At 70.8% G+C, this 19133-nt stretch carries 23 protein-coding genes; 12 read left to right on the plus strand and 11 right to left on the minus strand.

Annotated elements, in window-relative coordinates:
- Positions 1-90 precede the first annotated feature (90 nt).
- From ACZ6IM_RS30970 to ACZ6IM_RS31020, 11 genes are all read right to left on the minus strand, one after another.
- The gene (locus ACZ6IM_RS30970) at positions 91-1167 is read right to left on the minus strand and encodes a DUF8094 domain-containing protein (protein ID WP_469560976.1); all 1077 of its coding nucleotides are present in this window, start codon (positions 1165-1167) and stop codon (positions 91-93) included.
- Between the two features lie 10 nt (positions 1168-1177).
- Positions 1178-1744, minus strand: coding sequence for a hypothetical protein (locus tag ACZ6IM_RS30975; RefSeq protein WP_469560979.1), 567 nt, complete (start codon positions 1742-1744; stop codon positions 1178-1180).
- 183 nt (positions 1745-1927) lie between these two features.
- Positions 1928-2545: a hypothetical protein gene (locus ACZ6IM_RS30980; protein ID WP_469560982.1), complete on the minus strand. Its 618-nt coding sequence runs from the start codon at positions 2543-2545 to the stop codon at positions 1928-1930.
- A gap of 24 nt (positions 2546-2569) precedes the next feature.
- Positions 2570-3142 (minus strand): hypothetical protein, encoded by a 573-nt coding sequence (locus ACZ6IM_RS30985; protein ID WP_266073707.1) that lies wholly within the window; start codon positions 3140-3142, stop codon positions 2570-2572.
- Positions 3143-3156: 14 nt separating this feature from the next.
- Positions 3157-4671 carry a VirB4 family type IV secretion system protein gene (locus tag ACZ6IM_RS30990; protein WP_469560985.1) on the minus strand — a complete coding sequence of 505 codons (1515 nt, stop codon included), beginning with the start codon at positions 4669-4671 and terminating at the stop codon, positions 3157-3159.
- A gap of 28 nt (positions 4672-4699) precedes the next feature.
- Positions 4700-5161 carry a DUF6238 family protein gene (locus tag ACZ6IM_RS30995; protein ID WP_061441576.1) on the minus strand — a complete coding sequence of 154 codons (462 nt, stop codon included), beginning with the start codon at positions 5159-5161 and terminating at the stop codon, positions 4700-4702.
- Positions 5162-5262: 101 nt separating this feature from the next.
- Entirely contained in the window at positions 5263-6735 is a 1473-nt protein-coding gene (locus tag ACZ6IM_RS31000; RefSeq protein ID WP_469560989.1) for an SCO6880 family protein, read from the minus strand.
- 81 nt (positions 6736-6816) lie between these two features.
- Entirely contained in the window at positions 6817-8199 is a 1383-nt protein-coding gene (locus ACZ6IM_RS31005) for an SCO6881 family protein (RefSeq protein ID WP_469560992.1), read from the minus strand.
- Between the two features lie 36 nt (positions 8200-8235).
- Positions 8236-8928, minus strand: coding sequence for a hypothetical protein (locus ACZ6IM_RS31010; protein WP_469560995.1), 693 nt, complete (start codon positions 8926-8928; stop codon positions 8236-8238).
- Complete coding sequence (locus ACZ6IM_RS31015) at positions 8928-9242, minus strand: DUF6112 family protein (protein ID WP_054100372.1); 315 nt, start codon at positions 9240-9242, stop codon at positions 8928-8930. The genes ACZ6IM_RS31010 and ACZ6IM_RS31015 overlap by 1 nt, the downstream gene beginning before the upstream one ends.
- 138 nt (positions 9243-9380) lie before the next feature.
- Positions 9381-10502: a C40 family peptidase gene (locus ACZ6IM_RS31020; RefSeq protein WP_333934332.1), complete on the minus strand. Its 1122-nt coding sequence runs from the start codon at positions 10500-10502 to the stop codon at positions 9381-9383.
- Positions 10503-11015: 513 nt separating this feature from the next.
- Here ACZ6IM_RS31020 and ACZ6IM_RS31025 point away from each other — a divergent pair.
- From ACZ6IM_RS31025 to ACZ6IM_RS31080, 12 genes are all read left to right on the plus strand, one after another.
- The gene (locus tag ACZ6IM_RS31025; RefSeq protein WP_469561000.1) at positions 11016-11771 is read left to right on the plus strand and encodes a DNA-methyltransferase; all 756 of its coding nucleotides are present in this window, start codon (positions 11016-11018) and stop codon (positions 11769-11771) included.
- Between the two features lie 250 nt (positions 11772-12021).
- Complete coding sequence (locus tag ACZ6IM_RS31030) at positions 12022-12573, plus strand: DUF4913 domain-containing protein (RefSeq protein ID WP_054100682.1); 552 nt, start codon at positions 12022-12024, stop codon at positions 12571-12573.
- Complete coding sequence (locus ACZ6IM_RS31035; protein WP_469561002.1) at positions 12570-13055, plus strand: hypothetical protein; 486 nt, start codon at positions 12570-12572, stop codon at positions 13053-13055. Before ACZ6IM_RS31030 ends, ACZ6IM_RS31035 begins: the two co-directional genes overlap by 4 nt.
- 18 nt (positions 13056-13073) lie before the next feature.
- Positions 13074-13772, plus strand: a complete 699-nt coding sequence (locus tag ACZ6IM_RS31040) for a hypothetical protein (RefSeq protein ID WP_469561005.1) — start codon at positions 13074-13076, stop codon at positions 13770-13772.
- Between the two features lie 25 nt (positions 13773-13797).
- Positions 13798-14541, plus strand: coding sequence for a hypothetical protein (locus ACZ6IM_RS31045; RefSeq protein ID WP_469561007.1), 744 nt, complete (start codon positions 13798-13800; stop codon positions 14539-14541).
- 180 nt (positions 14542-14721) lie between these two features.
- Positions 14722-15042, plus strand: coding sequence for an SH3 domain-containing protein (locus ACZ6IM_RS31050; RefSeq protein ID WP_179342577.1), 321 nt, complete (start codon positions 14722-14724; stop codon positions 15040-15042).
- Between the two features lie 100 nt (positions 15043-15142).
- A complete protein-coding gene (locus ACZ6IM_RS31055) occupies positions 15143-15625 on the plus strand; it encodes a hypothetical protein (RefSeq protein WP_127433479.1) in 483 nt (160 codons plus the stop codon).
- Complete coding sequence (locus tag ACZ6IM_RS31060) at positions 15622-16065, plus strand: hypothetical protein (RefSeq protein ID WP_127433478.1); 444 nt, start codon at positions 15622-15624, stop codon at positions 16063-16065. The genes ACZ6IM_RS31055 and ACZ6IM_RS31060 overlap by 4 nt, the downstream gene beginning before the upstream one ends.
- Positions 16066-16075: 10 nt before the next feature.
- Positions 16076-16489 (plus strand): hypothetical protein, encoded by a 414-nt coding sequence (locus tag ACZ6IM_RS31065; RefSeq protein WP_385859602.1) that lies wholly within the window; start codon positions 16076-16078, stop codon positions 16487-16489.
- Positions 16490-16536: 47 nt separating this feature from the next.
- On the plus strand, positions 16537-17379 hold the full coding sequence (locus ACZ6IM_RS31070; RefSeq protein WP_469561010.1) for a winged helix-turn-helix transcriptional regulator: 843 nt from the start codon (positions 16537-16539) through the stop codon (positions 17377-17379).
- Positions 17376-17891 (plus strand): regulator, encoded by a 516-nt coding sequence (locus ACZ6IM_RS31075; protein WP_469561013.1) that lies wholly within the window; start codon positions 17376-17378, stop codon positions 17889-17891. The genes ACZ6IM_RS31070 and ACZ6IM_RS31075 overlap by 4 nt, the downstream gene beginning before the upstream one ends.
- A 44-nt stretch (positions 17892-17935) precedes the next feature.
- Positions 17936-19123, plus strand: coding sequence for an MFS transporter (locus tag ACZ6IM_RS31080; protein ID WP_469561016.1), 1188 nt, complete (start codon positions 17936-17938; stop codon positions 19121-19123).
- Positions 19124-19133: the final 10 nt, after the last annotated feature.

Here is a 19133-nt window from a genome sequence, read left to right on the forward strand (position 1 = left end):
GATGAAGGAGTGTGTGGACAGGGAGTTCTCCGGAGCGAGCAGCGGGCGGGGGATGTCCTCGGTGGCCGTCGAAGTGGCGGGCGGGTGCGGCTACGCGCGGTGTGACCAGGAGGGGACCGGGGGGCCGGAGGCGTCGGTGCGGGCGCAGGTGTAGCCGATCAGGCGGGAGAGCTCGGCCTTCGCGGGGACGGTGGCGGCGTCGTTGCACACGAACGTGTACTGGATGGACATGCGGGGCACGTCGTGGAGCCAGGCCCGGTCTTCCTTGCCGGGGTTGATCTGCAGGCCGGAGTGCGCGACGGCGTCGGTCTGGGTGTGCGTGTGGGAGAAGAGGACCAGCGCGCCGCCGTCTTCCGTCTTGAGGGCGTAGGCGTCCGTGAAGCGGTTGTCGGCTTCGTCGAAGACGCTGGTGCCCTGGTCGCCGAAGCGTGTTGCGGCATCGCTGTGGACCTTGACTTGCCGCTTGCTGGCCTTGGTCGGCGCGAACACCTTGCTTCCGGTGTTCGTGCCTCCGCTGGTGAAGTTGTCCAGCACGGCAGTACGCAGCAGGTCGGCGTCGGCGGCCAGCTGCTTGTTGTCGTTGGCGGCGACGGCCGTCGCGTATCCCTCGCGGTCCAGGGCGACGTCGGGCAGCTTCTGGCTGTCGAGGTCGACGACGGACACTATCTCCCAGCGCTTGTGCTGGGGCTGTTCGGCGAACACGGCCAGGCGAGAGGGGGCCTTGCCCTTCTCGCTGGAGAGGGCGGCAGCGAACCAGCGGTCCTGTCCGTCGGCCAGGCGGGGGATGTACAGCTTGGCGCTGGCGAGGTCGTAGGACCAGCGCTCGTACGGCTCGCGGTCCTTGGCGGGGAGTCCTTCGGTCTCGGTGTAGTCCGAGACGGACATCGCGTACAGGGGCCCGTCCTCGACGGTGTCGAGGAGGCGCCGGTCGCGGTCCGCATTGGCCTCATTGTTGATCTTGGAATAGCGGGTGATGACGTCGCGGGCCTGGGCGGTGCTGAGAGCGGGCGCGGGCTTCGGGGCGGTGCTGGCGCTGGGCGTCTGCCGGGCCTGGGCTGGGCCGTCTTCGTCGGAGCAGCCAGTGAGGGCCAGGGTGAGGCAGGCGGCGCCGATGATCAGCGGCAGAGTACGGCGGGCGGTGCGGATGGAGGCTCCAAGGGTTCGCAAGGGGAAGAAGTCAGGGCGTGCGTCTGGCCGGTGGGGGGGCTTTCGGCGATGCCGGCGGGAGGACCCGTGGCGGGAGGGGTGACGGCTGGGCTGGGGGAACGTGTGAGTTTTCGTGGGGCAAGGCGGGGTGCGGTAGCAGCCTGAGCTGGGCGAGGCGGTGGTCGATCGCCTCGATCAGGGGTTGGGTGCTGCCGCCGTGGCGGGCTTCGGGCCGTTGGGGAGCACCGGGATCGTTGGAGGGCGCCGAGTCGTAGATGACCTCGAACAGCGTCGGGTCGTCGGGGTGCTCGCGAGTGGCGATCCAGCCCTCCGGGTCTCCGGGCGGTCGCTCGGAGGGCGGGTCGTGCGGCGGACTGATGACCAGGTAGCTGTCGTCGGGGAGCGAGACGCGCACGTTGTAGGTGCTGAGGCCGAATTCGATGTCGCACTGCAGCCCGCGTGCCCGAAGCGGCGTGATGACGTGTGCGTGGCGACGCCACAGCTCCTGCCACCACGGCGTGTGCACGTTGCGGTGGTCGGGCAGCGGTGCGAGCGGTACCTGGCCGGGTTCTGGAGTTGTCGTTTCGTCAGCGGCCATGGCTCCTCCTGCGGCTGCCGCCGCTTGGGCCCGGAGGTAGGCGTGCGGGTCGTCGGGGCGTGGGGGAGAGGTCAAAGGGTGTGCTCCTTCCTGCCGGCGGGCAGAGCGGCGACGGCTGTGGCGTCGGGGTGAGCCGGAGTGCAGTGGGTCGGGGCGCGCACGGGCACGACCGATGGAGAAGAGCTAACGGCGAGGCCCGGGGCCGGTGGAGGGAGGCGCGGGCGGCAAGCTCGCGGTAGCTCCACGCGAGGCGTCGGCCGGCGCTGTGGGGGCGGGGGCCGGGTCATAGGCGGCGCGCAGCCTGTTCAGACCGGCTTCGTCGGCGAGAGCGAGGGCGGACAGCGCCCGGCTGGCCGCTGTCATCAGCAGGTGCGAAGGCGATCCCTTGGCCGCGTCGCGGTTCTCCTGCTTCCACCGTGCTGCGGCGACGAGGTAGTCACTCAGGGCGCGCAGTGCGGGTTCGGCGGCGTCCAGGACGTGGTCGGTGACCGCGTCGATCTCCGCCGGGGTCCGGGCTGCGGCGAGGGCGTCCAGGTACGGGGTGAGGTCGGGCGCTGGCCAGGGCTGGTCGGGTAGGGGGTACGCGGCGCGGAAGGGCTGTGCGTCGCGTTGTGCCCACCGCTTCAAGTCGCCGCGGGTGGCGAGGTTGTACCGGGCGGCTTTTATCTGGTCGGCGTCGCGGCCGACGTTGTCGTAGAGCTCGAAGTCTGGGTCGCGGGGGATGATGCAGGAGTCCTTCGGGGCTGGTGCGGGCTGCGGGTCGTTGCGGGCGGACTGCACCGGGGTGGCGATCTGTTGCACGAGCAGCTCACGGCTCTGGTGCGGTCAGCGGTGGAGACCGCCAGGCCGTGACGGCGGTGGTTCCGGCGGTCCCTCCCGGCGGGTCAGAGGCGCAAGGAAGCGCTGGACGCCGAGGTGGTCGTCGAGTTCCTTGGCTGCGTCGCGGAGGGATTCCGAGGCACGCCGCAGAAAGGCTCGCGCTGAGGCGTGGTCGATGACCATGCGATTCGTGAGGTAGTGCCGGTCGGTCGGGTTGGTGGTCCGGGGCAGGGTCAGGGCGGCCTCCGCAGTCTCGGTGAAGTGCGGGGCTGCATGGCTGGAGATGGTCGCGGCCGTGGCGAGTTGCTTCAGGACGGTCCGGCCGGTCCGGGTGGTGTGGTGAGGGCTCCGGGCGAAGGCGTCGGCCAGGCGGAGGACCTCGCGTGAGAGGTCCTGCGCATCGGTGGCGTGCTGGAGCAGAGCGGTGTAGGACGGCGCGACCGGAACGTGCCCGTTCTCGTCGAGCAGCTCCCACCGCTGGGCGGCGTCGTGCAGTTTGTCCTTCATGGCGTTGAGTGCGCCGATAAGGTGGAGCGCGTCGTCGCGCGGTATCAGATCGCGTTGGAAATCGGGCTTCACGGGCCTTTTGCTCCTCAGTGCATACGGGCGTCGGTGTCGAAGAGCGCCAGTTCGTGGCTGTGCAGGAGGTGCTGCACGATGAAGCTCCGACCTGCGACTTTCCACAATCCGCGCCCTCGGTTGAGGTGGGCGATGGCGTCCATCTCGACGGAGGTCAGGCCGAGCAGGGAGGCTGCGGCGTGGAGCTGGTCGGTCTCCTGGCGGTAGATGATGCGGGTGGAGCAGTCCGCCAGGAGGCCCTCGGCCAGGGCGCGGCCCTGTGATCCGGCGTCGCCGGCGGTGAGCAGGTCGGACAGCCGGTGGATCACCATGAGGTTGGCGATGCCGAGGCCGCGGGAGAGCTTCCACTGGGCCTGCATGCGCTGGAGGAGGCCGACGTGCCGCATCAACCGCCATGCCTCGTCGTACACGATCCAGCGCCGGCCGCCGTTGGGGTCGGAGAGGGCGGATTCCATCCAGGCGCTCGCGCAGGTCATGGCGAGGACGAGGGCGGTGTCGTCTCCGGATCCGCCGAGGCGGGAGAGGTCGATGGTGAGCATCGGCGCGTTGGGGTCGAAGCTCACGGTGGAGGGGGCGTCGAACATGCCGGCCAGGTCGCCGTGGACCAGGCGCCGCATGGCGTGGGCCAGGTCGCGGGCTGCGTCGCCGAGTTGGCCCGCCATCATCCCGGCGGCCTCATCGAGGTCGGTCGGGTTGTTGAGGGTGGCGGCGATGTCGCCGAGGAGCGGGGTGCGGTGTGTGTCGGCGGCGCGGGTGACGACGGCGTCGAGGGCGACGTCCAGGGCGGTGTGTTCCATGGGCATCAGGTCCCGGCCCAGTACGGTCCGGGCGAGGGAGCCGAGCAGGAGCAGGCGCCGCTTGCGGATTTCGCCGACCCAGTCGGCCTCGGCCACGCTGTCCGGGCGCGGGGCTGCGTCCAGGGGGTTCAGGCGTCCGGGCAGTCCGGGCCCGAGGGCGACGGACCGGCCGCCGAGGGCTTCGGCCACCGGAGTCCACTCGCCCTTCGGGTCGCACGGGACGTAGACGCGGTATCCGAAGGCGACCGATCGCAGCGCGAAGGACTTGGCCAGCGCGCTCTTGCCCTGGCCGATCACGCCGGCGAGCAGCAGGTTCGGGTTGGTGAACCCCTCGACCTTGCCGTACAGAGCGAACGGATCGAAGACGAATGACGCCTCGGCGTGGACGTCGCGTCCGATGTAGATGCCCTCGGCGCCGAGTCCGCCTTCGGCGAGGAAGGGATAGGCGCCGGCCGCGACGGCGGTGGTCATGCGGTGGGCGGGAAGTTTTAGCCGGTTCCCGCGAGCTGAGGCGGGCCCGGGGCGTCCGCTCGGTGGGTAGAGCGGGGCGGGCATCTGCTGCTCGGGGCGGGTGCTTTCGCTCTGGTGGGCGCTGGCTTCCGCGCGGGCTTTTGCGGCGGCCTCGGCGAGCTGGCGGCGGGCGGCCTTGCGGCTGGCGCGGTCGGTGCCGTGGGGGGTGAACAGCGGGCTGGCGGACGCGCGGCGGGCGCGGCGGGCGGGCCGGTGGCTCATCGGGGGCCCTCGATTCTGCGGGTGGTGCTCATCGCACGCAGGCCGTGGCGTGCGGGCGGAGGTCGGTGGGGGTGGTCTTGCGGCGGACGACGTGTCCGGCGGCGAGGTGGCGCTGGCAGATCGTCAGCACGGGCAGGCCCTCGGGAAGCCGCTCTGGATGGCAGGCGCTTGTCTCGGCGTCGGCCTGGGGTGTGCCGGGCAGCAGGTGGAAGGCGGCGTGGACTTCGGTGGTGGCCTGCCAGAGCCTGGTGTGGGCGGTGGCCAGGTGACGTCCGGCGGCCGGGTGCGGGGGCCGGGTGTGGTCGGCGAGCCGGTCCAGAAGCTGGAGCAGAGCGGTGAGGTGGGCGTGCAGTACATCGAGGTGCAGACGGTCCACGGGCCTGGGCGGGTCTGCGTCCGAGGGCGTGAGGGCGCGTGTGTGGTGGCGGATGCCGGCGCTCGCGGCGCGGAGGTAGGGGTGCGCGTCGTCGGGGCGCGGGGGAGAGGTCAAAGGTAGTGGTCCTTCCTGCCGGTCGGCAGGGTGGTGAAGGGGCGTCCCGTCGCGGGTGATCCGGAGTGCAGTGGGTCAGGGCGTGCACGGGCGCTGCTGGTTCACAGGGCGGTGCGGGCGAGCGGAAGCGCGGAGAGGGCGAAGGCGTTCGGCTGCTGGTAGTTGAGCCTGCGGAGATCGACGCCGGAGGTGACGGCGTGGGTCTCGATCTGTGCGCAGGCGGCGTCCAGGAGGGCGTCGGTCTCGGCGGTGACGGTGACCAGGCCGGTCAGGGCCACGTCCGCGTGCCCGGCGATGAGCTGGCGTTCGCGGGTCTTGACGTCGGCGTACTCGACGGAATCCTCTTCGGAGTCGACCTGCCCGCGGCGGGCGCGCTCGTTGGCGTCGGCGATGATCGCGGCCTTCTTGCGCTGGACGTCCCGCAGTGCGGACTCGAGCCCCTGCGGCACGTAGACAAGGGACAGGGTGCGGCGCACGCCGGCCGTGAACATGATCCCGTGCAGGAACCCTGCCCCCATCTCGGTGCGCGGCCAGTTCTCCACCCAGTACGTCGCGTGCCGCGCGCTGTCGGTGGCGAGGCGGTCGTACTCCTCGAACTGCACGACGGGACCGGCGGCTGCGGGGTCGGCCTCAGCGCGGCCGGTCTCGGACCACTGCTGGAGCGAGGCGAGCGCCTTTGGGTCGTAGGCGGTGCGGATGACGGCGGCGATCTCCCGCGCGCTCAGCCATCCGGTGACCATCAGGCCGGCGTTGCGGGCGGCCTGGGCGATGGAGGCGGTGGTCTGCTCCATGACGGTGAATGCCCCCGGCAGCCCGCCGCCGGCCTGGTTGATCAGGCGCCGGGCGGCCTTGAGGTCGAGGGAGATGGCGAGGTAGGTCTCGTGCGGAGCGGCGGCCGGGCCGGCCGAGGCGACCAGTTCGGAGTAGATCTGTCCGGCGACGGGGGTCTGGGACTGCCCGTTCTGGGTCCAGTGGCGGGTGAGCGTGTCACCGCTGTCGGGCACGGTGCGCTCCAGTACCTGGACGGTGGCGACGTGCCCGGTGCGGGCGATACCTGCCAGCGCGCGCCCCCAGCTGCTCACGTTGTGGTTCTGGGTGGCTGGGTCGAGGAGGGCGAAGGCACGGCTGGTGACGCGGGCGATGGCGGTCAGGGTCTGCTGGTGCGGGTCGTGGACGGCTGCGGCTCCGTTGGCGGAATCGCCGGGGGTGACGACTTTGAGGGAAGCGGCGGTGCCGGGCAGATGGAGGAGGCCGTCCTGCCGGGGCCTGGTGACAGGTCGGGCGAGCCAGAGGGTCTGGCCGGTGCGGCGGCGGTGCGTGTACCGGGTGACGATCGGTGCCCAGTCGATGAGGGAGCGGCCGTGGCGGCGGATGGCGACGAGTGCGCCGGATGCCGCCCACAGCGGTGCCAGGGCGATGGCGCCAAGTAGCCCGGTGGAGATCACCGTCAGCAGCAGCAGGGCCAGTGTGCAGGAGACGAGAACGAGTTGGGGCAGGGAGAGGCCGAGGAGGATGCCGCGGCGGCTTCGGTGGGGGAACTTCACCGTGACCGGAGCAACAGAGAGGTCAGTCATGGGGGCGGGTCCTAGAGGCGCGGGGGGAGTCCGGGGGCGGGAGGTGGTGTGCACGTCCCGCCCCCGGACGTCGGGCAGGGGTCAGAGGCCGGTCGGAGGCGGCGGCGGTGCCGACCCGCTCGACGCGGCGTCCTGTGAGCCGGAGGACGGGGGTGCGCCCTGTGGAGGCGGTGTCGTTGTCGGCGGAGTGGTCTGCCATCCGCCGCCCTGGCCGGACGCGGCATTTGCGCCGGATCCGCCGGGTCCGGGGCTGCCTCCCACCTGGCCGCTGGTGTCGTCGGACACGCTGGTCGGCGCGGGCTGGACGGCCCTCTCCAGGCCGGACTTGACGGCATCGCCGCCGGGCGAGCCTCCCGTACCACCGCCCTGCGAACCGTCCTTGCCTTCGCCGCCGGTCGGGTCGGTGGCGATGTCGCCGGGGAATCCGCCGCCGTCGGGGCCTTGCGGTGCGGCACTCCCCATGGCGGCAGCGCCACCTGCTCCGGCTGCGGCGCCACCGGTTCCGGCGGTGGCTGCGGCTGCGGCGGCCTTGCGGGCGGCCTTCTCGGCGTGGGCCTTGGCGATCTGTGCTCCGGCGCCACCGGCACGGTGGATGGACTCGCCGTCGGTGCCGTCGGCTGCCCAGTGCACGAATTTGAAGACGGCGTACGGGCACAGCAGCACCAGGACCATGATCACGATGCCGGACATGACGTCGGCGAGCGCGGCGATGCCGTCATTGGCTTCGGTCTTGCCCATGGCGGCGATACCGAGGACGAAGATGACGGTCATCAGGAGCTTGGAGACGACGAGGGTGGCGGTGGCTTCGATCCAGCCCTTGCGCCAGCGCCGGGCGACTTCCCAGCCGCCGCCAGCGGAGGCGAAGACCGCGAGGGTGACCATGACGAGGATGCCGACCTTGCGGACCATCATCACGCACCAGTAGAGGAAGGCGCCGATGGCGGCGCCGAGTCCGGTGACGACCGGGACGAGCCAGCCGAGACCGGACAGCGCCCCGATTTGGCTGACCTTCACCACGCGGCGCACGGCCGATTCGATGTTCAGGTGTGCGGCTTTGAACAGGCCGTCGCTGACGGCGTCCACGACCTCGATGGCGACTGTGGTCAGGGCGATGGCGCAGAAGGCGAACAGGACTCCGGACGCGGTGCCCGTGAATGCTTGGGTAAGGGCTTGCCCGTCGCGTCTGATGGCGGCCCGGACCAGTTGCGCGCAGAAGGTGGCGACCAGCAGGAACAGGCCCAGCGGCAACAGCATTTCGTAGTTGTCGCGGAACCACCCGGCGTTCAGATCGACCTTGGTGGTGGTGTTGACGGCTTCGGCGGCCAGGTCGGCTGCGGCGGCTGCCAGTTCACCGGCGGACTTCGCCATCCAGTCACCGATGGCTTTGCCCGGGTCCGAGGCGAAGTCCACCGCGTCGCCGACGGCGCACAGTTTGTCCGCCAGGGGGAAATCACAGAAACCCACGAGGAGTTACTCCTCCTTTCGTGTCTCAGGCGCGGGTCACTGCGTGACGCTCGGTGCGATGGCGGCCAGGGTGCAGTTGTGGTTCGGGCGGCACTGGACGGCCAGGGTCACGGCGTGTTCCTCGGCTCCGCCGCCGCCCTTCTTCCAGCTGAGGGTCTGCTTGCCGTTGACGGTGACGACGTAGATGTACGCCTCGGTGATCGCGGACGGATCCTCGGCCAGCGCCTGTTTGAACGCGCCGGGGTAGTGGCCTTCGGTGATGTGGGCGGTGGCGTGCTGGTCCTGGTCGGACATCCGTGACCACAGCACGGGGTCGGGGACCTGGCCTGCGACCGAGGTCCAGTCGGCGTACTTGGTCTCGGTGGTCATCCAGGCGCGCATGCCGGCGAGTTGCTGGTCGCGGCTGGTGTCGCGGGTGTCGTAGGACCAGAGCATCTGGGCCGCTGCCTTGGCGTAGGCGACCGGCTCGGCGATCTGCGGCGGCTTGGGCACCGACCCGGACCCGGAGGAAGGCTTGGGAGCAGCCTCGGAGTGGGACGGGCCGCCCGTGGGAGCCGGTGGCGCGGCATCGGGAGTCTGCTGGCTGTTGCCACCACCGGTCAGCAGGGCAACGACCCCGGCGAGGGCAAGTAGAACGGCGACAACGGTGGCGCCGATCGCGATGCGCTGGTTCGTCGACCAGCCCGAGCCGTACGAGGACAGCGAAGAGGAGGGGAAGCGTTTCCGCATCAGTGGACCTGCGATCCCAGGCCGGAGAAGAAGGCCACGATGCCGTTCGCGGCACCCAGACCGAGGGCGGCGCCGGCGGCGACGACGGCGCCCTTCTTCCCGTTGGCCTCGGCCTGGTGTCCACCGGTGTGGTGGCCCCAGGCCCATACGCCTAGCGAGACGGCGAGGGCGCCGACGACGGCGATGATCCCGAACATGTTGATGCTGTTGACCACGTTCTTCAGCACGGCGAGGCCAGGCAGCCCGCCGCCTTTGGGCGTGATTCCTGGGTCGTAGGCGAGCTGGATGACGCGGTCTGCGAGAGGGACGGACATAGGTGGTGCGAGGCTCCTTGCATACGCGGGCCCGGCGAGGCCCAACGGGAAGGTGAAAGCGGAGGGAGAGGCGAGCGAAGGGCACGGAAGTGGCCGCGTCAGCCCGGCCCGCCCGGGCTGACACCGGGCGGGGCGGCGTCAGAGGACGCGGCGGACGGCGAGAATGTCCCAGTCCTTGATCGGGGTGATCCGCACCGGCTTGGTGGTGCGTGGCGCCTCGATCACGAGGCCCTCGCCCATGTACATGCCGACGTGCTCAGGCCGTGCGGCGGTACCGCGGCTGAAGATCAGGTCGCCGGGCTTGAGGTGAGCGGGCGAGACAGCCTTGCCTTCGTTGACCTGCGTGTATGTGGTGCGGGTGAGCGTGATGCCAGCATGGGCGTACGCCTGCTGCATCAGGCTGGAGCAGTCGCAGCGGCCCATGGGGTCGGGGCCGTGCGCGTTGGTGCAGGATCCGCCCCACTGGTAGAGCGTGCCGAGCTGGTGCATCGCCCACTCGATGGCCTTACGGGCCTTCGGGTCGGCGTCCTTGGGGATCGAGTAGCCCTTGGGGACGCTCCCTTCGGGGATGCGGCCGAAGCCGGAACCGTCCTGGCCCGGCGCGCAGCCGGTCGTACTGGTCGACGGCTTCTCGTCCTTGTCATCCGTGGCATCCCCGGCGCCGGGGAAGGTCTTGACGATGGCGGCCTGCAGCGCGGTGGCCAGGTTCTCCCACTGCGCGTACGCGTCCGGCAGGCCGGATTTCTGCACGGCTTGCGCGGCCTGGGTGACGGTCATCTGCTGCCAGCCGTCCACCTTGAGCAGGTGCTTGTAGAACTGCTCGCTCGCGTAGGTTGGGTCGCGGATCTGCTGGGCGCTGCCCCACCCCTGGGACGGACGCTGCTGGAAGAGACCGAGGGAGTCGCGATCCCCGTAGCCCAGGTTGCGCAGCCGGCTCTCCTGCATCGCCGTGGCGAGCGCGATGATCTGTCCCTTCTTAGGAACGTCGAGCGAGAGGCCGGCGGCCACGATCGTCGCCGCGTTGGGGACCTGCTCGGCGGGCAGGTCCAGGCCCTCAATGTCAACGTCCTTGCCGGACGCGCCGTCGAGGATCTTGGTGACCTGCTCGGCGACCTTGTCGCTGTCGATGTCGGTCAGGCAGTTGCTGAAGGAGCTGCTGCTCTGTACGGCTTCGGCGGAGGAGGCGAGCATCATGCCGGTGCCGGCGAGCAGGATCGGGGAGAGGAAGACGACGCCGATGCCGGCGGCGAGTGCCTTCAACCCGAGCGGACCGCTCGCCGGTCAGCGGGTTCGGGCATGGATGGGTGGTCAGACGTCATGAACGAGTCCTTCGGGATGTGGTGTCCGGCGTGTCGCGTTCGCGAGGCGTGGTGGAAGGGCGCGGCAGCCGGGGTGGGCGATCGGAGGCGGGCCGGTGCGGGGGAGTTGCCGCTCGCTCCGCGCGGCCGTGCTGTGAGCTAGGTGTGCCAGGGCAGGGGTATCTCCGTGAGGTGTGGCGAGGATGTAGCCAGCGGCGGTGTGCGCCGGGCGGTTCAAAAACAGTAGGTGCGGATCGGCGGTTGACCAAAAAGCTCGGCGTGAGGTGCCGGAAACCGGTACATCGGTAAGGGTTTCTTGGTCGTCGGCGGATTCGCCTCTACAGTTTTTTGACTCCCCCTCGCCCTCCTCGGTCTGCGGCCACGGGCTTCTGTATGCCCGGTTCCGGCCCGCGAGGACGCTTGTGTGAGGCGGGGTTTCCCTCCGCGATTTCCGCACCCGAATAGGGGTTCCTCTTTGCCTTTTTCCCTGCACCAGGGCGACGCTCTGGCCGTTCTCTCCGGCCTACCGGACGGCTGCGTCGACTCCGTCATCACCGACCCGCCGTACAACAGCGGCGGCCGGACCGCGAAGGAGCGCACCACCCGCTCCGCGAAGCAGAAGTACACCTCCGCCGATGCCAAGAACGACCTTGCCGACTTCACCGGCGAGAACATGGACCAGCGCTCCTACGGCTTCTGGCTGACGCAGATCATGACCGAAGCGCACCGGCTGACGAAGACCGGCGGGACCGCGCTGCTGTTCACCGACTGGCGCCAGCTCCCCACGACGACGGACGCGATCCAGGCGGCCGGGTGGCTGTGGCGGGGTGTGCTGGCCTGGCACAAGCCGCAGGCCAGGCCCCAGAAGGGCCGGTTCACCCAGAACTGCGAATTCATCGTCTGGGCGTCCAAGGGGCCGATCGACGGCTCCCGGAACCCGGTCTACCTACCGGGTATGTACTCGGCTTCGCAGCCCTCGGGGTCCAAGCGCCATCACATCACGCAGAAGCCGGTCGAGGTGATGCGCGAGCTGGTCAAGATCAGCCCCGAAGGCGGCACGGTCCTCGACTTCTGCGCCGGCTCCGGCTCCACGGGCGTCGCCGCCCTGCTGGAAGGCCGGGACTTCATCGGCGTGGAGAAGACCGAGCACTACGCGTCGATCGCGGCCGACCGGCTCACCGAGACGATCCGCGCCACCCTCACCAAGGACGACGTGGTTCTCGCAACCTGAGCCGCGTCCTCTCCTGCCGCCAACGCAACCGGCTCCCTGCTGAGCCGCCGGCGGAGCACCGCCGGAGCGGACGTGCAATTTCACTGCCCGGTCCGTGCAAGGACGCTTCGCCTTTCTCCCAACCCGTGTCTCGTAGGAGGCTGAACTTTCAATGTCTGAATCCGCAAGGCCGTCTGACGATGGGGAGTTGGAGCCGGTTCGTATTCCGGATCCGCAGTTGGAGGGAATCGAGGCGAGCGTGCGGCGGCTCATGGAGCAGTCGGCGCAACAGGCTCAGCAGCTCGACCACCTCGCATCCGCGCCGGCGCCGAGCGGATCACCGTTCGCCGCGTTCGGCATGCCGGGACTCGGCGGGCCTCCGGCCGCCGCTCCGCCGGAGCCCCGCCCGATCCTGGAACTCGACGGGGAGGAACGGGAAGACGAACTCGACGCCCTCTCGGACTGGGTCGACGACTTCTTCCTCCCGGTCTACGGAGCGGAGGTCACTACCGCAGCACCTTGGTGCCTGCAGTGGCAGGAACACGACGACGTCGTGGCCTGGCTCCACGCCCTGTGGCTCGCCTACCAGCAGCACAAGGATCCTGAAGCCGGGCTCTCCGGCCTGTTCGTGTGGCACCGAGACTTCCTCACCCACGCCGTCGCCGCGATCCGCGCGCCGGGTGGACCGCTGTCGGCCTGCATGACCTCCCCCGACCGGCCCGCGCACCGTCTCCTGCCCGGCCCGCCGCCGTCCGTGCGCACCGAGACGGCGGCCACGGCGGATGGCACCGGCACTGCCGAGCCGGGCGAGCCGACGTCATGACCGCGGGAGCGGGACAGCCCGCCTTCGGACTGAGCTTCGACCCTCGCGCGCTGACCGATCTCCTTCAGGCCCCCAGCGATATCCGCGACCTCACCCTCGCCTACCTGCAGGAAGTCGTGAACGCCCAGCGCTTCGGAAAGCGCCTCGACGGCGACCTGGAGGGATTCCGGAAGCTGTTCGTGGACCGCCGCAAGGACTGGCGCGTCGTTTACGGCGTCCGCCCGGCGCCCGCGGATTCCGCCCACCCCAAGGAGATTCACGTCGTCGCGGTACGGCCGCGTGCGGGCAACGACGTCTACGACGAGGTCGGCCGCCGCCTGGGGATGACCCGCCGGCCGCTGAGCGCTCGGACGCACGCGGCCCGCTCGCGTTCCCCGCAGCTGACCACCCGTCCTCCCAAGCCCCGGCCCGGTCCGCCGCCTGCCGCACTGCCGGGCCTGCCCCGTCCCGCACCCAACCCCGCGCACCATCCCACCCGCTGAACGCACGGAGCGTCGCCCATGCCCCCTCAACCCGCGCCGACACCCACCCGGCGTGCGGTCACGCAGCTCGACCACCGCCTCGAAGCGGTCACCGGCCACGACATCGACACCCTGTGGACCTACCGCGACCGCGGCGCCTTCGACGAGCCACACACCCAGCTGGTCGACCGGCACCGCACCCTGGCCAACGCCCAGATCGGCGTCACCTTCTACCTCAAGCTGCTCAACCGTCTCACGAGCGGTGAGTTCCCTGTCGACGGTGCCCTCTTCGTACGCATCGACCGCACCGTGGACCAGCTGGAGGAAGCCGCCAACGCGCGCGACGCCGCCGCCCAAGAGGTGCTCGCCGCCCTGGAGCCCATCGAGGCCGCCGCCGCAGCATCGACGCCCGACGAAGGACGACTCTCGACCGACGACCGGGCGGCACTGCTCGCCATCGCCGGCGGTGCCAAGCTCCACGAACACCTGCTGACGGGCCGACTGTCCGTGACCGCCTCCTCCGGCACCCGCATCCCCTATCCCCAGATGCAGCAGCTGGAACGCGCCGGCCTCACCGTCCGGGACACCAGCCACCCTGTGCACGCCGGCCAGCCCGTCTCCCTCACCGACGCCGGACGAGCCGCACTGCTGGACGCCCGCCGGACTCCTGCAACGCATGCGCCGACGAGCCCGGCTCGCCCCGGTGCCCTGCCGTCCACTCCAGCGAAGCGGCGCTGAACTGCACCGATCCACCGAAAGGCTCTTGTTGTCCCCCACCGAACCGGCGCCGGCCCGGAAGACCATCCCCCACGTCGACTTCGAGCTGGACGACCTCGACTCCGACGAGGAGAGGTACCTCGATTTCTACCGCAAGGTCGCTGTCCACGAGGACATGCTCGTCCCCCTCGCCGAACACCACGACGGCCCGAACAGCTACTACGTGCTGTTCGACCGCACCGCCACCTGGGGACGCCCCGGCATGCCCCAGGTGCTCGCCGTGCATCTGCAACGGGACCACGAGAAGCGCATGTTCAGCTTCGAGCACGCTCAGCTGCCGCTGTCTGCGATGGCGCAGTCCTGGCTCATCCACCGCAGCTGCCCGCCCGACGCCATCGGCCTCCACCCCGAACTGGGCCCGCCACCGGCGGACGAGGCCACGCGAGCACTGGAGCGACGCCTCGTCGGCGACGGTGACCACTACGCCATGGGCTACTCCTACACCAGCGACGACCCGGACGACATGGTCATCGTCGTGGTACTGCGTGCACAGGACGAGCAAGTCCCCAGCCCGTTCCGCGTGGTGGTCGAGGAGGTCGATACCGAGACGTGGACGCACACCTTGCGGGAGGGCGGCTTCGACACGGCCGGTGAGGCCCTGCAGTGGTGCGACGACCGCCTCACCGGCAAGGCCGGGCCGCTCCCGCCGGTCCGCCCGGCAGCCACCCCCAGCCGCCCGGCAGGTGTAGCGAAGGCCCCTGCCCCACACCCGCCCGGCCGCTCTCGCTGAGCGCTGTTCCAGTCGCGGGCGGCGCAACATAGCCGACGATCGCCGGTTAGCCAAACCGCCGATTCTCCGGACTCTTATACAGCCGCCGGGACAACTCCCGCGGCACTTTCCCCGCATTCCCTGTGCCTTCACGGAGGTTTCTTCCGCATGCGCTCCACCCGAATCGCCATATCCGCGGCGATGCTCGGCACGCTCGCGCTGCCGGCGCTGTCCGCCACGCCCGCCAGCGCCGCGACCGTACCCACCGCAGCAACCGCCACCCCTGCCGTGAGCTGCCACAACCTGCCGCCGCTCCCGTACGCGGTGCACACCAAGGCCGTGACCATCCGGTCCAAGGCCAGCTCGAAGTCCACCGCGCTCGGTGTGCTCTACAAGAGCCACAAGTTCAGCGTGTCCAAGAAGAGCGGCAACTGGCTCTACATCACGGACAAGACGACCGGCGTCAAGGGCTGGGTCTCCGGCACCTACGTCTACCGCGACGTCCGCATGTGTCTGGACTGACTGACCGGATCCAGCACGTCCCGACCAGCGGCGGGGGCACCGAGTACGGCCGCCCCTCACATTCCGCAGGCACCGGCCCATCCAGAACAGGAGATTCCTTTTGACCGACGGCATATCCGATGAGTCTGCGGATGTCGTGGGCGTGCTCACCGAACGGATCGAGGCCCGCTTCGACATGGGCATGGACCAGTTGAAGGCCGCGGTCGCCGCCGCTCCGACCGCGAACCCCGACGCCACCGACGTCGTCAAGTGGCACGGCCTTCTCGTCGAGGCCCAGTCCGTGCTGGAGCGCGCAGAGGACGACCTCCTCGCCGCCCTTGAGACCCAGCCCAGCGAGGTCGACGACCCGACGATGGGCCTCGCCCATCGGGTGAACGCCGCCGTCACCACCCGCGACGGCCGGGCCATGGTCGTGCGGTGGCTCCTCGACCCGGACGCCCCGGGAAAGAAGGACCTCGCCGCAGAGCGCCTGGCCCGCCTCCGGCCCCGAAGCGGCCCGGCGGTGCAGACCAGCGCCCCCAACCGGCCGGCAGGGACACTCGCACCGGCGTCGGCGTGGCGGCCAGCGAGGTCCGCCCGATGAGCCGGGACAAGGCCAGCACCATGGACACCGACCTGCAGAAGGTCTTCGGGAACCCGGTACCCGAGCTGTACGAGGCTGCTGCCGGCCACGATGCCTCGCCTGCGCTCGCCCGTGCTCTGGAGCTGCGCTCGTTCCTGGCGCTCACTGAGGAGCAGGTCGCCCGCGTCCGTGACCGCGTCCACGCCGACATGGATCCCGAGCGGGACATGGGCGAACTGTCGGCGGACAAGCTCCGCTTCGACGCGCAGTGGCTGGAAGCGGCACTGGAGGCCCGCGACGGCTACCGCGCCGCCCTCGGCGAGCTGCTGCGCACCATGCCCCCGCCTGCAAAGCAAACCCGGCCCGCTCGCACGGCACAGCTCAGGGCCACCGCCACCCTGCCTCCGTCTGCCGCCCCGGCACCTCAGCGTGCCGGGGCGGCCCGGGCCCGCCGACCGTGAAAGCCCCCGATTGCCCCACCTCACGTCCACCGACATAGCCGAACGGATCGAGGACCTGTACGGCGCACCGCTCGCCGACCTCGAAGCCCATGCACAGGACCAGCCCCCCGGCATGCTGTCCGCCCTGCTCGGCATGCACGGCGCCCTCGCCCTGGCCGAGCGCAGCATCGACTTCCACCGCGACCAGCTGGCCCGGCTGGTCCACCCCGAGCGGCAGATCGGCCCGCACGAGGTGTCCCACCTCCTCGACGGCACCCGCCGGCTCGCCGAAGCCGTCGCCGTCCGCGAGGCCCAGGCCACATCGGTCGCAGCCGTCCTGCAGAGCCTGGCCCGCGTCCCGGCCCCGACGTCTGCCTCTCCGACTCCCGCGCCGCCTGCTCCGGCCGCGCCCCTTATGGCGCAGAGCGCGGCGCACAGCCGCTGACCCGACCCCCAGGCGATTCCCCCTTCTTTCACCCAGGAGTTCCTCCCTTGGCCATCACCGCTCTGCCCCCCGATGCCGACGCCGACATCACCCGGGTCACCGAGGCCCTCGCCATGATCACCCCGCGCTGGAACGTGAGGATCCTGCTGGCCCTCTCCGGCCCGCCGCTGCGCTACAGCGAGTTGGCGGCCAAGGTGTCCTGGCTGCAGAACGGCCAGCTCCACCCCAAGTTGAAGTCGTTGTGCGACGCCGGTCTCGTCGAGCGCACCGAACACACCGCACGGCACGTCACCTACGGCCACACCGAGCGAGCCACTGCCCTGCTGCCGATCCTGCCGATGATCGTCACCTGGGCCGAAGAGCACCTGGAGAAGGCGGAGCGCCCGCTGGCCGCGATCGAGCAGATCGAGGACAGCCTCACCCTGCTCACCCGGCGCCATGCTGCCGCCATCCTGTGGGTGCTCAAGTCGCGTAAGGAGGTCAGTGGCCGGGTTCTGGCCCGGATCGTGATGCCCAGCAGCGACTGGACCAACATCTATCCGCCGTTGCGCCAGCTCGTTGCCGACGGTCTGGCCGATACCGAGGGAAACGGCCGGCCCTACCGGCTGTCCGCCGCCGGCGACGCCCTGGGCCCCGTCCTCGGCACGCTGTCCGCCTGGTCCGCCGGGCAACCCCTCGACCAGGCAGCCAGCCACCCCGTCTGGGGGCAGCCGCAGGCCAAGAGCGCGCCGAGGCCGTGGGTCAGCAGCCCGTCACGGCCGGCGCCCGTGGCGCTTCCACCTGCTCGGGCGGTTGGGTCGTCCCCGGTGTGGCACCACCGCGACCTCTTCTCGCACGCTGCCACCGGCCGCCCGACGGCAGCCATCCCGGCGGGAGGCCCGCGCCGATGAGCACTTCCTTCCCCCCTACCGAAGCGCGCCAGGTCATCGACCTGCTGGCCTCACGCTCCTTGATCCGTCTGGTCACCGAGATCGACGACAACGGCGCCATACCGCCGCGACGGCTCGCCGGCACCCTGCCCGACCTTTCCGCGCACCAACTGCGCAGTGCATCCGACACGGCCCGTGCCCACGGCCTCGTCCGGGTCGCGCCCGGCACCGGTCTGGAACTCACGGACTCCGGGATGGAACTGGCCGACTTGTACGACGCGCTAGCCCGGTGGGCGCGGCGTCACTCGGCCCCCGCCGCCGTCTGCGAGTTCAGCAGCCGCATCCAGCACGTTCTCGGCCTGCTGGCACCCTCACTCACCCCCGGGAACGCCGACCGCCCCGCACCCCTGCCCGACGCGCACCCGATCAGCGCGGAGGCTGAGGCGGACCTAGCGCGCGTCCGAACGCTCCTGATCCAGTGGCTGGCCAGCAACCCCCAGGTGGCCAGGGCCGAGCCCGAGCGGGCCGCGTGAGCGCAGCGGTCACACCCCGGCACGCACGCCACACGGCCGGGCTGATGAGCAGCATTTACCTGCCGCGCACGGCGGACGCGTTGGCATTCGCGATGTCCACCTACGGCATCCCGTTGCTCGTTCTGGCCACGACGGGCTCCGCCGTGCTGACAGGGGCAGCCTTCGCGCTGGAGTGGATCCCGCGGCTGGCAGCGTTCGGGTGGGCCGGGTCGATCGTCGACCGACGCGGCGCCGCGGTGGTCTTCCACCTCGCCTCCCTGGGCCGGGCGCTGGCTCTCGCCGCCGGCGCTGTCCTGCTGTACCTCTACCCGTCCGGTGCTGCGGCGAGCGTGACGGTGATGGTGCTGGCGGCGGCGACCGGTGTGCTCACTGAGTTCAGCTACATCGCCGTCGAGACTGCAGGTGCCGCCGCCGGCCGGCGAGCGGGGCCTCGGGCTCACCGTGTCCAGGCTGCCCTGCTCGGCATCGACCAGACGGCGACCTTGGCCGGACCGGCGCTCGCCGGCGTGCTGCTGCTCGCCGGGCCGCCGTCGATGCTCGCGGTGGTCACCGTGCTCTCGCTGCTTGCCGCGCTGCTCGCCCTGCGCACACCGCCCTCACCCGTGGCCCCGGCCCGCGCGCCGAAGGGGCGGCCCGGCGCCGGGCTCGTCACCGGGTGGCGCACCATCCGCGCGCTCCCCGCGCTCGGCTGGTTGGTGGCCGGGCTGACCCTGTCCAACCTGTCTATCGGCCTTCTCCAGGCAGCCGGTCCGGTGATCGTCGTCCAGCACTTCGGGCAGTCCACCACGGCCGTCGGCCTGGTGTGGTCCGCCGCAGCGGCGGCCACTTTGGTGGCCGTCACCGTCTGTCGGTTCGCGTTGGACCGCCTGGACCTGTGGCCGGTGGGAGTCGCCTGCTCCGTCATCGCTTCGCTCGCCTGTCTCGCAGCCGCCCTGGCCCCCGACTACCTGTCCTACCTGGTCATGGTCGCGGTCCTGATGGCAGCCGATGGCGGCTTGGCGGTCGTCCTGCGCACCCTGCGCTCCCGCCTGATCCCCCCGGAGGCATTCGGCAGCACCCTGTCGGCCACCATCCTCATCCTCCTGCTGCCCTTCCCCCTCGCCGGCGTGCTCACCGCGCTCACCCCGCCCGACGCGCTGGGCCACGTCATCACCGCCTGTGCCGCCCTGCAAACCCTCGGCCTGTTCTGCGCCTTCGCCCGCCTGCGCACCGACCCTGCCCTGCGCGCCTGACCCGGCTGTC

Source organism: Streptomyces sp. NPDC042336 (assembly GCF_055581985.1).